The organism is Micromonospora sp. NBC_00389 (genome assembly GCF_036059255.1).
Classification (GTDB): domain Bacteria; phylum Actinomycetota; class Actinomycetes; order Mycobacteriales; family Micromonosporaceae; genus Micromonospora.
The window spans coordinates 3,561,417-3,574,579 of sequence record NZ_CP107947.1 but is presented as its reverse complement, the minus strand read 5'-3'; the positions used below and the strand labels follow the sequence as shown (position 1 = coordinate 3,574,579).

Sequence of the window (13,163 nt, the reverse complement as noted above, 5' to 3'; positions counted from 1 at the left end):
GCACACGGCCCGCCGAACAAAAGAGATGTACGTCGATATTGACGGTGATTGTTGTGTCACAAACCATCGAAGTCAACCGCGACATCGAAAGTTTTCTACATGGCGGCGCGACGATCGATGAGGATTGTGCGGTCCCGACCGGGCGTGGCATTCTGCGGACGCCGGTACCGGAGGGGGCGGTTGCACATGCTGACCATCCAAGGGGTGTCTCTCGGGTACGGCGATGCGCCGGCCGTCCTCCGGGACGTCTCGGTGACGGTCCGCCCGGGTCGGGTGCTGGCGTTGACCGGCTCGTCGGGCGCGGGCAAGACCACCCTGCTCAACGCGATGGCGGGGCTGCTGCGGCCGCGCGACGGCGCGGTGAGCGTCGACGGGCAGCAACTGCGCGACCGTGACCACGCGGTGGACCACCGGATCGTCCTCATCCCGCAGGACAACGGGCTGGCCCCGATCCTGACCGCCGCCGAGAACGTGCAGGTGGCCCTCGTCGCCGGCGGCGTGGCACCGCCCGAGGCGCGCCGGCAGACCGCCGCGACGCTGGCCCAGCTGGGCCTCGCCGGGCAGGCCGACCAGTTGGTCGAGGAGCTGTCCGGCGGCCAGCAGCAGCGCACGGCCATCGCCCGCGGCCTGGCGCTGCGCGGCGGCGTGCTGCTGGCCGACGAGGTGACCAGCGAGCTGGACGCGGGCAACCGACAGCGGGTGCTGGATCTGCTGCACGACGAGGCCCGGCGGGGTGCGGCGGTCGTGTTCGCCACCCATGACGCGGAGGTGGCCGCCTCCTGCGAAGCGGAACTCCACCTCGCCGAGGGGCGGGCGCAGGTCGTGCGCGGTGGAGAAGTTCGCGGTAGGTAACCGCTCGGTATCGATGCGCGTCCGCGGGGCGGTGTGCAGGCCGTCCGCTCGATAGCGTGAGCCTCAATGCTGGCCGTCATCGGGGGAGCACTTGCGGCCCGCCGGGCACAAGCCCTGGCGGTGCTCCTGCTCGCGGTGCTCGCCAGTGCCGCCGCCGCAGCCGCGGTGAGCTACGTGGCCGCTGCCGGGCAGGCCCTCGCCCGGTACGAGCTCTCCACAGCCGATCCGAACGAGCTCCGGCTGCGGCTCGTCGCCCCCACGGAGTACCCGGGGATGCCGGGCGACCCGGCCGGAAGCGTGTTCGGCGCTCAGGTCGAGCGACTCGCGCCGGCCGGGTTCGAGGTCGTCCTCGGTGCGCAGAGCGGTGGCGTCGCCACCGGCCCGGCCGGGACGGTCACCTCGAACCTGATCTTCCGAGCGGGGGTCTGCGAACGGGTCGCCGTGGCCGGCGCGTGCCCCCGGTCCACCTCGCGGGGCCAGCTCCCCGAGGTGATGGTCAGCACGCACACCGCAGCACATCTGGGTGTCGCCACCGGCGGCCAGTTCACCTTCGGCGCCGTTCCGGTACGGGTGGCCGGCGTCTACCGGCCGCTCGACGCGACCGACCCGTTCTGGCTGGGTGAGGAGTACCTACGGCCACCCGCACCCGGCCCGGCCTCCACGTCGACCGTGGGCAGCGCCCTCGACGCGATCTTCACGGCGGAGTCCTCGCCCCTGGCCGACGACAATGCCATCCTGTACCGATCGACGGCCGACCTCTTCGTCAGCAGACAACTGGTGGTCACGGGGTCGGTGCAGGACCTGCGGTCGACCGTCGCGACGGTGACGCGCGACGGGAGCCGGCAGGGCTTCGGTGCCGGCACCTCTCTGCCGAGCCTGCTTGATCGCGTCACCCTGCAGCGCGGGCAGTTGGCCGCCGGCGTGACACTGGGTGCCGGGCTGCTCGTCCTGCTCTGCTGGCTGGTGCTGTTCGTGGCGATCAGTTCGGCGGCCGACGAGCGCCGACCAGAACAGGGCCTGCTCCTGCTGCGCGGGGTGCAGCGCCGACGACGGTGGGCCCTGGCGGTCGGCGAGCACGCCGTACCCGTGTTGGTCGCGATCCCCCTGGGCTGCCTGGGCGGCCTGGCCGCTGCCAAACTGCTCGCCACGCACACCCTGCCCGCCCAGGCCGACGTCACATTGGACGCGACCGCGGTCGGCTACGCCGCCGTCGGTGCCGTTGGCGCGCTCGCCGCGGTGCTGCTGGCTCAGGCGCGGACCATGTCCGCACCGGTCGTCGACCTGCTGCGCCGGGTGCCGGCGCGGGTGCGGGGGTGGCGGGCAAGCGTCGGTGACGTCGTCGCGGTGGCCGTCGCCGTGGCCGCCGTGGTGCAGTTGCGCCTCGGCGGATCGCCCACCGGGCTGGCCCTGGTGGCACCGGTTGTGGGCGCGCTCGCCGCGGGCGTCCTGCTGGCGCGGGTCGCCATGATCGCCGGAGCGGCGGTAGGCGCTGCGCTGCTGGCGCGAGGCCGGACAACCGTCGGCCTCGCCCTCGTGCAGGTGGCGCGGCAACCACGCTTCCGGCCCCTGATGGCGCTGCTCACGGTCGTTGTCGCGATGCTCGCCTTCACCGCCGCGACGAGCGAGGTCGCGTCGGCCGCCTACGCGGATCGGGCAACCGTCGAGGTCGGGGCTCCCCGCGTGGTCGAGGTCAAGGCATCCTCGCGGTCGCACCTGTTGGCGTCCGTCCGGGCGGCCGACCCCACGGGTCGCTCCGCGATGGCCGCGGTCGTGACGAACGCGGCCTCCGAGGCCGGCACACCGGTACTCGCCGTCGACTCCGACCGGCTGGCGACGGTGGCCGTACCGCATGCCTCCTATGGCGCGGATCTGGCGGACATCGCGCGAACGGTCCGCCCGGACCCACCCGGAGCACCGCTACACCTGCGAGGGCGTCTGCTCACCGTGGTGATCTCCACCGACCTCGACGCGGCGGCCTTTGCCGGGAATCGGGTCCGCCTCGCGGTCACGGTCTCCAACAGGAACGGCAGCCGAGTGGTCGTCGCTCGCGATGACATCGAGCCCGGCCGCCGCGATTACGTCATACAGGTGCCCGAGTGCGTGCAGGAATGCCGCCTGGTCAATGTCGAGATCGTCGCTCCGGTGGTATCCCGGCAACTGAAGGTCCGGTTCGAGGAGTTGCGCAGCGGCGACGGCGACGGCGAGACGGTTCTGCTGACCGGTGCGGAGTTCGCCGACCTGAATCGGTGGCGGCTGACCGACCCGGATGACACCTTTCTCGACGCCACGAGCGGGCCGGACGCGGCGCTGGTCCTTGGCTTGGTGGAGAACCGGCGAGTGCGGCCGGCCGGCATCAGCGTGGTCGATTCGCCGTTCCCGCTGCCCGGTTGGCTGACCCGGTCGAACGGGACGCCCTTGGGCCGGCCTCATCAGTACGAGGGGGTCGACGGGTCGCCGACGCAGGCGTCGGTCGAGGGCCTGGCGGACCGGCTGCCCCGGCTCGGGGGATCCGGCCTGATCGTTGACCTGGAGTACGCCGACCGGCTCGCCGTCGCCGGCCAGACCGGCGTCGAGGAGGTCTGGCTGGCCCCGACGGCTCCTGCCGACATCCTCGACCGGCTTCGCGCGGAGGGTCTGGTCATCAAGGACGACCGGACGATCGCCGGCGTACGACAGGATTTCGACCGGCAGGGTGCGGCCTTGGCGTTGCGCTTCAACCTGTTCGCCGCGCTGGCCGGGGTCCTGATCGGGGCAGCCGGCCTCATCGCGATGGCAGCGGCCGAACAGCGCAACCGGGTCGCGATGCTGGTGGCGCTCCGGCGGCAGGGGCTGGCCCCACGCGCCGTCCGTGGCGGCTACGGCTGGCCGGTCGTCATCGCCACCGTGTCGGGTGGCCTCGCCACCCTGGCGATCTGGCTCCTCACTCGGGACGGGCAACGCCTGTTCAGTGACGGCCGATCGCCCGTCCCGCTGCCCGACTGGCCGGACGTCGGCCGGCTGCTGCTGTTCACGGTGCCCACGGTGGCGTTCTTCGCCGTCACCGCGGCGGTGCTCGGCCGGATCGTCGCCGCCTCGGTTCGCCGCCGGACCGGCCAATGACCGCCGAGGTGCCCGCAGGGGGCGTAGCGGTCACCTGCCACCGGCTGATCCACATCTACTCCACGAGCACCGGTGACGTGGTCGCGCTCTCCGGCGTGGACCTGCAGATCTCCGCCGGCGAGATGCTGGCGCTGGTCGGCCCGTCCGGCTCGGGCAAGTCCACTCTGGTGGCGATCCTCGGCGGGCTCATGCAGCCCAGCGCCGGGCGGGTGTACGTGGGCGAGCACGACCTGTCCCGGCTCTCCACGACCGCCCTGGCCGCCCTGCGCGGGACCACGGTGGGCACGGTGTTGCAGGGCGCCGAACGCAACCTGCTGCCGTACGTGTCGCTGTCGCGCAACATCTGGTTGGCCCAGCGACCCGCGGCCCGCCTCGCTGGGCGCCGGTTGGACCCGCCGGAGGCGATCCTGGACCTCGTGGGTCTCGCCGATGCCGGCGCGCGGCGCGTCGGCGATCTGACCCCGGGGCAGCGTCAGCGGGCCGCACTGGCGCAGGGGCTCGCCGCCGGGCCTGGGCTGCTCCTCGTCGACGAGCCGACCAGCCAGCTCGACGGGGCCGGCCGGGACGAGGTGCTCGCGGCGCTGGCCACCATCAACTCCGAGCGGGGGACGACGGTGGTCGTGGTGACCCACGACGGTGACGTCGGTGCCCGGCTGGGCCGAGCGGTCACCATCCGCGACGGTCGGGTGGGCGCCGAGGGCCGGGACGGCCGGGACTTCGCCGTGGTGGCCGGGGACGGCACGATCCAGTTGCCGCCGGAGACGTTGGCGGCCTTCCCGGCGGGAACGCTCTTCACGGTCGACCACACCGAGGAGTCGATCACCCTGCGCGCCACAGCGAACCCGTCGTCGGCCGGCCGGCAGGAGATGGCCACGAGCAGCGATCAACCCGGCCACGTCGATTGACACCGGGCCCGGTGGTCGTGCGGAGTTGCCGCCACTCGACAGTGATCCGTCGATCCCGCTGCGCTGTTGGCGGCGCAGCGGGATCGACGCCCGTCGGACTCCGGGGGCCTACGGGCGAACCTGGATCTTACGGCCGGAGCCGGCGGCGAAACGGTCCAGCGCCTCGGGGTAGCGCTCCAGGCTCAGGCGGTCGCTGATGAACACATCCGGGTCGAGCACGCCCTGCGCGAACAGGTCCGCGGCCCGTTCGAAACTGTGCAGAACGGCCATCGACCCGGTGATGGTGATCTCCTGGTTGTAGATCCGGTACGGCTCGATGACCGCGCGGGCGGCGTAGTCGGCGACACCGAACTGGAGGAACGTGCCGCCCTTGCCGACCCGGGTGAGGCCGTCCTGGATGGCGGCGACGTTACCGGTGGCGTCGACCACGAGGTCCCAGCCGCGCGGCTGGTCGAGCTCGTCCGGGCCGGCGGCGGTACGGGAGACGCCGAGGGAACGGGCGGTGGTGAGGCGCTCCGGGTTGATGTCCACCACGTCCACGCTGGCCGCACCGGTGCGCTTGGCGAGTTCGAGCATCATCAGCCCCATCGTGCCGGACCCGTAGATGAGCACGTGCGAGCCGAGTTGGGAGCGCAGCACGTCGTAGCCACGCACCGCGCAGGACAGCGGCTCGATCAGGGCCGCGTCCTCGGTGCGGACGTGCTCGGGCAGCCGGACGCAGTTGGCGACCGGCGCCACGGCGTACTCGGCGGCGCCGCCGGCGACGGTCACCCCGATCGCGGCCCACCGCTCACAGAGGTTGCTCCGCCCGAGCCGGCAGTAGTGGCATTCGTGGCAGTAGAGGGAGGGGTCGACCGCGACCCGGTCGCCCACCGCCAGTTCGGTGACGTCGGCGCCGACCGCCGCCACCTCGCCGGCGAACTCGTGCCCGGGCACGACCGGCAGGGTGGGCGCGAACTCGCCCTGCAGGATGTGCAGGTCCGTCCCGCAGAGGCCACAGGCGGCGACGCGCACGACAACCTCGCGGCGACCCGGGGTGGGATCCTCGACGGTGGTGACCTCGACCTTGCCCGGCGCGGTGATCACAGCGGCTCTCACTTGACGGCTCCCAACGACAGTCCCTGCACGAGTTTGTCCTGAGCGGCGAACCCGGCCGCGAGCACCGGCAGCGAGATGACGGTCGCGGCGGCACACACCTGGGCGAGGAAGAGGCCCTGGCTGGTGACGAAGCTGGTGAGGAAGACCGGCGCGGTGCCGGCCACGACGCCGGTCAGCACCCGGGCGAACAGCATCTCGTTCCAGCTGAAGATGAAGCAGATGAGGGCGGTCGCGGCGATCCCGGGGGCGGTGACCGGCAGGATGACCCGACGCAGGATGGCCGGCAGCCGGGCGCCGTCGAGCGCCGCGGCCTCCAGGATCTCGACCGGCACCTCCGCCAGGAACGACCGCATCATCCAGACCGCGATCGGCAGGTTCATCGAGGTGTAGAGGATGACCAGCAACCAGATGTTGTCCAGCAGACCGACGGTCTGGGCGATCAGGTAGATCGGCAGCAGCGCGGCGACCACCGGCAGCATCTTGGTGGACAGGAAGAAGAACAGCACGTCCGTCCACTTGCGGACCGGTTTCACGGCGAGCGCGTACGCCGCCGGGATGGCCAGCGCGAGCACGATGAGGGTCGACACGACGCTGGCGGTGACCGAGTTGAGCATCGGCGGCCACGGGCTCGCGCCGCTGGAGGCGCCGAAGAACTCGCGGTATCCGTCGAGGGTCAGCGGCGCGGTGAAGGCCGGCGGGTTGCGGGCGGCGTCCGACTCGCTGTGCAACGAGGTCAGCACCATCCAGCCGACCGGCGCGAAGAACAGCAGGCCGAGCAGCCAGGCGAGCAGGCCGAGCAGCGGGCCGCTGCGGCTGCGCGGCCTCGCCCTGGCGACAGCAGGGGCAGTCATCGCTTCGTCTCCTCCCGGAACATGGACAGCACCACCCGCAGCGCGAAGGTGGCGATGATCATCGAGCCGATCACCACGATCACGCCGGCCGCCGAGGCGCGGCCGTAGTCGTGTGCCTGGTAGAAGGTGGTGTAGATGGTGTACGGCAGGTTGGCGGTACCGAGACCGCCCGAGGTGATGGTGAAGACGGCGTCGAAGTTCTGCACGATGTAGATCGAGCCGAGCAGCGCACCCAGTTCGAGGTAGCGGCGCAGGTGGGGCAGGGTCACGTAGCGGAACACCTGCCAGGCCCCGGCGCCGTCGACCCGGGCCGCCTCGAGGGCGTCCAGCGGACAGCTCTGCAGGCCGGCCAGCAGGATCAGCATCATGAACGGCGTCCACTGCCAGACCAGCGAGGCGACCACCGCCGGCAGCGGGAAGTTCGAGATCCAGTCCGGTTGCGGGGCGGTCACCCCGAACCAGTTCGCGACGACGGCGATCATCCCGTTGAACAGGCCGTACTCGGGGTTGTAAAGGGCGTGTTTCCACAGCAGTGCAGCGGCGACCGGTACCACCAGGAACGGGGCGATCATCAGGGTCCGCACGATGCCGCGCCCCGGGAAGGAACGATCGAGCAGCAGCGCCAGCCCCAACCCGATCAGCAGGCTGATGATCACTACCAGGACGGTGAGCAGGACGGTGGTCACCACCGAATTGCGCAGCACCCGGTCTGAGGCGACCGCCGCGTAGTTGTCCAGACCGGTGAACCGCCGCTCGTCGGGATAGAGCGAGTTCCAGTTCAGGAACGAGATGACCAGCGTCGCCACGAACGGCAACTGGGTCACCACGATCGTGAAGATCAGGGCCGGCAACAGTGGTGCCCGGCGGATCCACTGCTGCCGCCGCCACTGCCGCCGCCCGTCGGACGAGCCGCGGGCCGTTGCGGTCCCGGTCGCGGTCGTGGCCCGTAGGTCAACAGCGCTCATCGCTGCCTCCTCCTCTACGGTGGCGCCGGTCCCGCACGGCGGGACCGGCACCACCCGACGGTTACTTGCCGCGGTACTTCTCGGCGACCTGCTCGGCGAGCCGTTGCCCGTCGGCGAGCGCCTGTTCGACGGAGGTCCGGCCGGCGATCGCCGAGCTGACGCCCTGGGAGACCTGGGTGCCGAGGTCGGTGAACTCCGGGATGCCGACGAACTGGATGCCGGGTGCCGGCCGCGGCTGCACTCCCGGGTTGCTCGGGTCGGCGGTGGTGATGGCCTGCTCGGTCACCTTGTAGAAGGCGGCCGCCGCCTGCTGGTACTGCGGGTTGGCGTACAACGAGGCCCGCTTGCCGTCCGGCACCTTGGCCCAGCCAAGCTGGCTGCCGACCAACTGCTCGTACTCGGAGCTGGACGCCCAGGAGATGAACTTCCACGCGTTGTCCGCGTTCTTGCTGGCCTTCTGGATGCCCCAGGCCCAGGTGTAGAGCCAGCCGGAGCTGGCCGTCCGGTTCACCGGAGCCAGGGCGTACCCGGCCTTGCCGGCGACCGGCGAGGAGCTGGCCTCGATGGACCCGGCGGCGGAGGTGGCGTCGTACCACATGGCGACCTTGCCCTGGATGAAGTTGTTCAGGCACTCGGTGAAGCCGGCCTGCGGCGCGCCAGCCTCACCGTGCTTACGCACGAGGTCCACGTAGAACTTGGTGGCCTGGGTGAACTCCGGGGAGTTGACCTGAGCCTGCCAGTCCTTCGTGAACCAGGTCCCGCCGAAGGTGTTCACCACCGTTGTCAGCGGCGCGAAGAGCTGGCCCCAACCCGGCTGGCCACGCAGGCAGATGCCCTTCATGCCGGGCTGTGCTCCGTCGGCCTTCGCGGCCAGGTCGGCGACCTGCTGCCAGGTCGGCTTCTCGGGCATCGTCAGGCCCTTGGCGGCGAACACGTCCTTGCGATACATGAGGAAGGAGGACTCGCCGTAGAACGGCTCCGCGTACAGCTTGCCGTCGGCCGCGGTCAGCGACGCGGTCATCGGCGGCAGGATATCGGCCTGGTTGAACGCGCTGTCCTTGGCGACGTGGTCGTCCAGCGGGGTCAGCCAACCGTTCTTCGCGTAGAACGGCACCTCGAAGTTGCTGATGGTGGCGACGTCGTACTGGCCGGCCTGGCTGGAGAACTCCTGACTGATCTTGTCGCGGACGTCGTTCTCCGGCAGCACCGTGTAGTTGACCGTGATGCCGGTCCGCTTGGTGAAGTTGTCCGCGGTCAGCTTCTGGATGTCCATCATCTGCGGGTTGTTGACCATGAGGACGTTGATCGTCTTTGCGCCGCCGGCGTCACCTCCGCCACCGGCGCCGCTACAGCCGGCGGTTGCCAGGACGGTGGAGGCGGCCGCCAGGACGGCGACGGCGATTGTTCGGGCACGATGAGGCACAACGAACCTCCCAGATGGCGGTCGGGTGATGGCGGTGTGGTTTTTCGGTCGGGGTCAGACCCGGATGACCTGCGGCCCCAGAACGGAGTACCGGTGCGCCTCGGCGGCACCGAGGTGGGCGTCGGTGACGATGGCCTCCAGATCGGCGATCTCCGCGAAGCGGCAGAAGCTGCTCGCGCCGAACTTGGTGTGCAGGCCGACGAAGATGCTGCGCCGGGCCGCCCGCATGGCACGTGACTTGACGTGGGCCACGGCGGGATCGGGTGTGGTCAGCCCGTGCTCGCGGCTGATCCCGTTGGCGCCGACGAAGGCCAGGTCGATGACGAAGCCGGCCAGCATGTCACCGGCCCAGTGGTCCACCGTGGCCAGTGTCCGGCCGCGGACCCTGCCGCCGAGCAGCAGGACGGTCACCGCCGGGGCGGTGGCCAGGCCGGCGGCCGTGATCAGCGACGCGGTGATCACGGTCAGCCGCCGGTCCCGGGGCAGCGCCTCGGCGATCAACTGAGGGGTGAAGCCCTCGTCGATGAACACCGTCTCCGCGTCCTGGAGCAGACCGACGGCAGCCGCGGCGATCCGGCGCTTGTCATGCACCCGCCGGGTCGTCCGCACCGCCAGGCTGCTCTCGAAGCCCGCGCTCTCCACCGGGTAGGCACCCCCGTGAGTACGCCGCACGAGCCCGTGTTCCTCGAGAACCCGCAGGTCCCGACGAATGGTCTCGGGAGCCGCGACCAGCTCGACGGCGAGCTTGGCGACCAGCACCTGGCCCTCGGCGCGGACCAGCTCCAGGATCCGATGCCGCCGCTCCTGAGCCTGCATTCCGCACCTCCTCCGCTGGCACCGCTTTGTCTGGGTCCTGTCTAACACCGGCGCATCGATGTGGCGAGACTCACAGGGGTCGCTCCGGTGCCCGGGTTGTGCCCGGGTCGGACGCGCGCCTCGGCGTTACGACCTGACATCCGGCGATTCGACGGCCCGACCCGGTGACCGAATCGGCCCGCTTACCTGCCCGCCTGGTGACCGATCTTGGATAACGGCCCTCACCCACCGGGCCGGAGGACCTCCCTGAAACGCTGTCGAGCTGCCCCAGATGTGGGGCAGCTCGACAGGAGGGCGCACGGACGGGTTCAGCCCCAGAGGCGCGACGGCACGCGCCGTCCCGGCGTCAGCGGGCCGCGCCGGCGCGTCGCTTGTTGTAGACGTCGAAGGCCACGGCGACGAGCAGGACGAGCCCCTTCACCACCGACTGCGTCGACTGGTCGACGCCCATCAGCTGCATGCCGTTGCTCATCACCGCCATGATCAGACCACCGACCATCGCGCCCACCACCGTGCCCACCCCGCCGGTGACCGCCGCGCCACCGATGAACGCCGCGGCAATCGCGTCCAGCTCGAACATGTTGCCGGCGGCGGGCTGAGCGCCATTGGACCGCGAGGAGTAGATGACGCCAGCGACCGCCGCGAGGAAGCCCATGTTGACGAACATCCAGAAGTTGACGGTGCGGACCCTCACTCCGGAGAGCGCCGCCGCCGAGAGGTTGCCACCGATCGCGTAGACCTGGCGACCGAAGACGGTACGCCGGGTGAGCAGGCCGTAGACCAGGACGAGGACCGCCAGGACGATCAGCACGATCGGGAGCCCACGGGCGTGCGCCAACTGCCAGGCGAAGTACATGATGACCGCGCCGACGACGGCGACCCGGGCGACGAACAGCGGGAACGACTCGACGGGCTGCTGGTAGCGGATGCGCGCGACGCGGGTGCGGAAGCCGCTCACCGCGTACCCGGCCACGGCTACGGCGCCGATCAGCAGCGTGAAGGCGTCGTAGCCCTGCCCGCCGAGCAGTCCGTTGAGGAATCCCGCCGCGACGCGCTGGTACTCGGCCGGGAACGGCGACAGCGAGATGTTGTCGAGCACCCGCAGGGTGAGGCCACGGAACAGCAGCATCCCGGCCAGGGTCACGATGAAGGCCGGGATGCCGGCGTACGCGACCCAGAAGCCATGCCAGGCGCCGACCGCGACGCCGACGGCCAGTGCGGCCAGGATGCCGACCCACCACGGGTAGCCCTGCTGGATCACCAGGACGGCGGAGACCGCTCCGGTCAGCGCGACCACCGACCCCACCGACAGGTCGATGTGCCCGCCGATGATCAGGATGACCATCCCGATCGCGAGCACCAGGATGTACGAGTACTGCAGGACGATGTTGGTGATGTTCCCGGGGCTCAGCGACACCCCGTCGGTCAGGATCGCGAAGAGCGCGACGATGACGACCAGGGCGACGTAGATCCCGCTCTGCCGCAGGTTGTTCAGCACCAGTGCCCGCAGGTCGCTCGTCCCGGTGTGCAGGGCGGCGGCCGGCGCGCCGTCCGGGGGCGTCGGGCGCTCCGTCGATGGGGTCTTGATGCTGGTCATCCCACGAACTCCTTGTCCTTGGTCATCAGCTCCATGAGGCTCTCCTGGGTCGCCTCGCCCACCGGCTTCTCACCGGTGATCCGGCCCGCGGCGAGGGTGTAGATGCGGTCACACATCCCGAGCAGCTCCGGCAGCTCGGAGGAGATGATGATCACCGCCTTGCCGTCGGCCACCAGCCGATTGATGATCGTGTAGATCTCGAACTTGGCTCCGACGTCGATCCCGCGTGTCGGTTCGTCCAGGATCAGCACGTCCGGGTCGGTGAAGAGCCACTTCGACAGCACGACCTTCTGCTGGTTGCCGCCGGAGAGCTTGCCGACGACGGCCATGACGCTGGGCGTCTTGATGTTCATCTCCCGCCGGCTCGCCTCGGCGACCTTGATCTCCTCGTTGCCGTTCACCCAGCCCAGCCGGGCCAGCCGGTCGAGGGCGGCGGCGGAGACGTTGCGCCGGACGTCGTCGATGAGATTCAGGCCGAACCGCTTGCGGTCCTCGGTGACGTAGGCGATGCCGTTGTCGATCGCCTCCGCGACGGTACGGGCGCTGATCTCCCGCCCGTGCACGAACAGCCGGCCTTTGATGTCGCGGCCGTAGGACCGGCCGAACACGCTCATCGCCAGCTCGGTCCGCCCGGCCCCCATCAGCCCCGCGACGCCGACGACCTCACCGGCCCGTACGGACAGGCCGACGCCCTCGACGACCATCCGGTCCTGGGTCGGGTGCCGCACCGTCCAGTCCTCGATCCGGAGCACCTCCTCGCCGGGTGACGACTCCCGGTCGGGGTAGAAGCTGTCCAGGTCGCGCCCGACCATGCCCCGGATGATCCGTTGCTGGGTCACGTCGTCGGCTCGCATGTCGAGGGTCTCCACCGCGCGCCCGTCCCGGATGACCGTGGTCGAGTCGGCGATCGCGGTGATCTCGTTGAGCTTGTGGGAGATCATGATGCAGGTGATCCCCTGGTCCTTGAGCTGTCGCAACAGGTCGAGCAGGTGAGCCGAGTCGACGTCGTTGAGGGCGGCGGTCGGCTCGTCCAGGATGAGCAGGCGCACCTTCTTCGACAACGCCTTGGCGATCTCCACCAGCTGCTGCTTGCCCACGCCGAGCTGGATGACCGGGGTGACGGGGTTCTCGTGCAACCCGACGGACGCCAGCAGCTCGGCCGCCTCGGCGTTGGCCCGGTTCCAGTCGATGAGCCCGCTGCGGCCGCGACGTTCGTTGCCGAGGAAGAGGTTCTCGGCGATCGACAGGTACGGCACCAGGGCGAGCTCCTGATGGATGATGACGATGCCGTTGGCCTCGCTGTCCCGGATGCCGCGAAACTGCATCGGCTTGCCGTCGAACAGGATCTCGCCGTCGTACGAGCCGGACGGGTGGACGCCGGACAGCACCTTCATCAGGGTCGACTTGCCGGCGCCGTTCTCACCACAGATGGCGTGGATCTCGCCCCGGCGCACCGCGAGGGTGACGTCCTCCAGCGCGGTCACCCCGGGGAAGGTCTTCGTGATGCGGCGCATCTCGAGGATGGTGTCGTCCATGCTCACTGTCCTCTGTCAGGTA

At 70.4% G+C, this 13,163-nt stretch carries 10 protein-coding genes; 3 read left to right on the top strand and 7 right to left on the bottom strand.

Annotation, left to right across the window (positions count from 1 at the left end; genetic code table 11):
• Window positions 1-186 precede the first annotated feature (186 nt).
• The 3 genes from OG470_RS16990 to OG470_RS16980 all read left to right on the top strand — a co-directional run bounded on the left by OG470_RS16990 (window position 187) and on the right by OG470_RS16980 (window position 4,856).
• Complete coding sequence (locus tag OG470_RS16990) at window positions 187-852, top strand: ABC transporter ATP-binding protein (protein ID WP_328425412.1); 666 nt, start codon at window positions 187-189, stop codon at window positions 850-852.
• Window positions 853-918: 66 nt separating this feature from the next.
• Window positions 919-3,951: an FtsX-like permease family protein gene (locus OG470_RS16985; protein ID WP_328425410.1), complete on the top strand. Its 3,033-nt coding sequence runs from the start codon at window positions 919-921 to the stop codon at window positions 3,949-3,951.
• Entirely contained in the window at window positions 3,948-4,856 is a 909-nt protein-coding gene (locus OG470_RS16980) for an ABC transporter ATP-binding protein (protein WP_328425408.1), read from the top strand. The genes OG470_RS16985 and OG470_RS16980 overlap by 4 nt, the downstream gene beginning before the upstream one ends.
• A gap of 108 nt (window positions 4,857-4,964) precedes the next feature.
• On the opposite strand, the gene OG470_RS16975 is transcribed toward OG470_RS16980, so the two are convergent.
• The 7 genes from OG470_RS16975 to mmsA form a co-directional block, all read right to left on the bottom strand.
• Window positions 4,965-5,954 (bottom strand): zinc-dependent alcohol dehydrogenase family protein, encoded by a 990-nt coding sequence (locus OG470_RS16975; RefSeq protein WP_328425406.1) that lies wholly within the window; start codon window positions 5,952-5,954, stop codon window positions 4,965-4,967.
• Complete coding sequence (locus OG470_RS16970; protein WP_328425404.1) at window positions 5,951-6,805, bottom strand: carbohydrate ABC transporter permease; 855 nt, start codon at window positions 6,803-6,805, stop codon at window positions 5,951-5,953. Before OG470_RS16970 ends, OG470_RS16975 begins: the two co-directional genes overlap by 4 nt.
• Window positions 6,802-7,770, bottom strand: coding sequence for a carbohydrate ABC transporter permease (locus tag OG470_RS16965; RefSeq protein ID WP_328425402.1), 969 nt, complete (start codon window positions 7,768-7,770; stop codon window positions 6,802-6,804). The genes OG470_RS16970 and OG470_RS16965 overlap by 4 nt, the downstream gene beginning before the upstream one ends.
• Before the next feature lie 61 nt (window positions 7,771-7,831).
• Complete coding sequence (locus OG470_RS16960; RefSeq protein WP_328425400.1) at window positions 7,832-9,193, bottom strand: ABC transporter substrate-binding protein; 1,362 nt, start codon at window positions 9,191-9,193, stop codon at window positions 7,832-7,834.
• 54 nt (window positions 9,194-9,247) lie between these two features.
• Window positions 9,248-10,009, bottom strand: a complete 762-nt coding sequence (locus OG470_RS16955; RefSeq protein ID WP_328425398.1) for a DeoR/GlpR family DNA-binding transcription regulator — start codon at window positions 10,007-10,009, stop codon at window positions 9,248-9,250.
• Window positions 10,010-10,355: 346 nt separating this feature from the next.
• A complete protein-coding gene (gene mmsB / locus OG470_RS16950) occupies window positions 10,356-11,606 on the bottom strand; it encodes a multiple monosaccharide ABC transporter permease (protein WP_328425396.1) in 1,251 nt (416 codons plus the stop codon).
• Window positions 11,603-13,141 carry a multiple monosaccharide ABC transporter ATP-binding protein gene (gene mmsA, locus OG470_RS16945; RefSeq protein ID WP_328425394.1) on the bottom strand — a complete coding sequence of 513 codons (1,539 nt, stop codon included), beginning with the start codon at window positions 13,139-13,141 and terminating at the stop codon, window positions 11,603-11,605. The genes mmsB and mmsA overlap by 4 nt, the downstream gene beginning before the upstream one ends.
• Window positions 13,142-13,163 lie beyond the last annotated feature (22 nt).

What these genes read in the sequence shown, in the direction of transcription:
- OG470_RS16990 (WP_328425412.1), top strand. Translation starts at nt 187, where the DNA reads ATGCTGACCATCCAAGGGGTGTCTCTCGGGTACGGCGATGCGCCGGCC.
- OG470_RS16985 (WP_328425410.1), top strand. Translation starts at nt 919, where the DNA reads ATGCTGGCCGTCATCGGGGGAGCACTTGCGGCCCGCCGGGCACAAGCC.
- OG470_RS16980 (WP_328425408.1), top strand. Translation starts at nt 3,948, where the DNA reads ATGACCGCCGAGGTGCCCGCAGGGGGCGTAGCGGTCACCTGCCACCGG.
- OG470_RS16970 (WP_328425404.1), bottom strand. Translation starts at nt 6,805, where the DNA reads ATGACTGCCCCTGCTGTCGCCAGGGCGAGGCCGCGCAGCCGCAGCGGC.
- OG470_RS16965 (WP_328425402.1), bottom strand. Translation starts at nt 7,770, where the DNA reads ATGAGCGCTGTTGACCTACGGGCCACGACCGCGACCGGGACCGCAACG.
- OG470_RS16955 (WP_328425398.1), bottom strand. Translation starts at nt 10,009, where the DNA reads ATGCAGGCTCAGGAGCGGCGGCATCGGATCCTGGAGCTGGTCCGCGCC.
- mmsB (WP_328425396.1), bottom strand. Translation starts at nt 11,606, where the DNA reads ATGACCAGCATCAAGACCCCATCGACGGAGCGCCCGACGCCCCCGGAC.
- mmsA (WP_328425394.1), bottom strand. Translation starts at nt 13,141, where the DNA reads ATGGACGACACCATCCTCGAGATGCGCCGCATCACGAAGACCTTCCCC.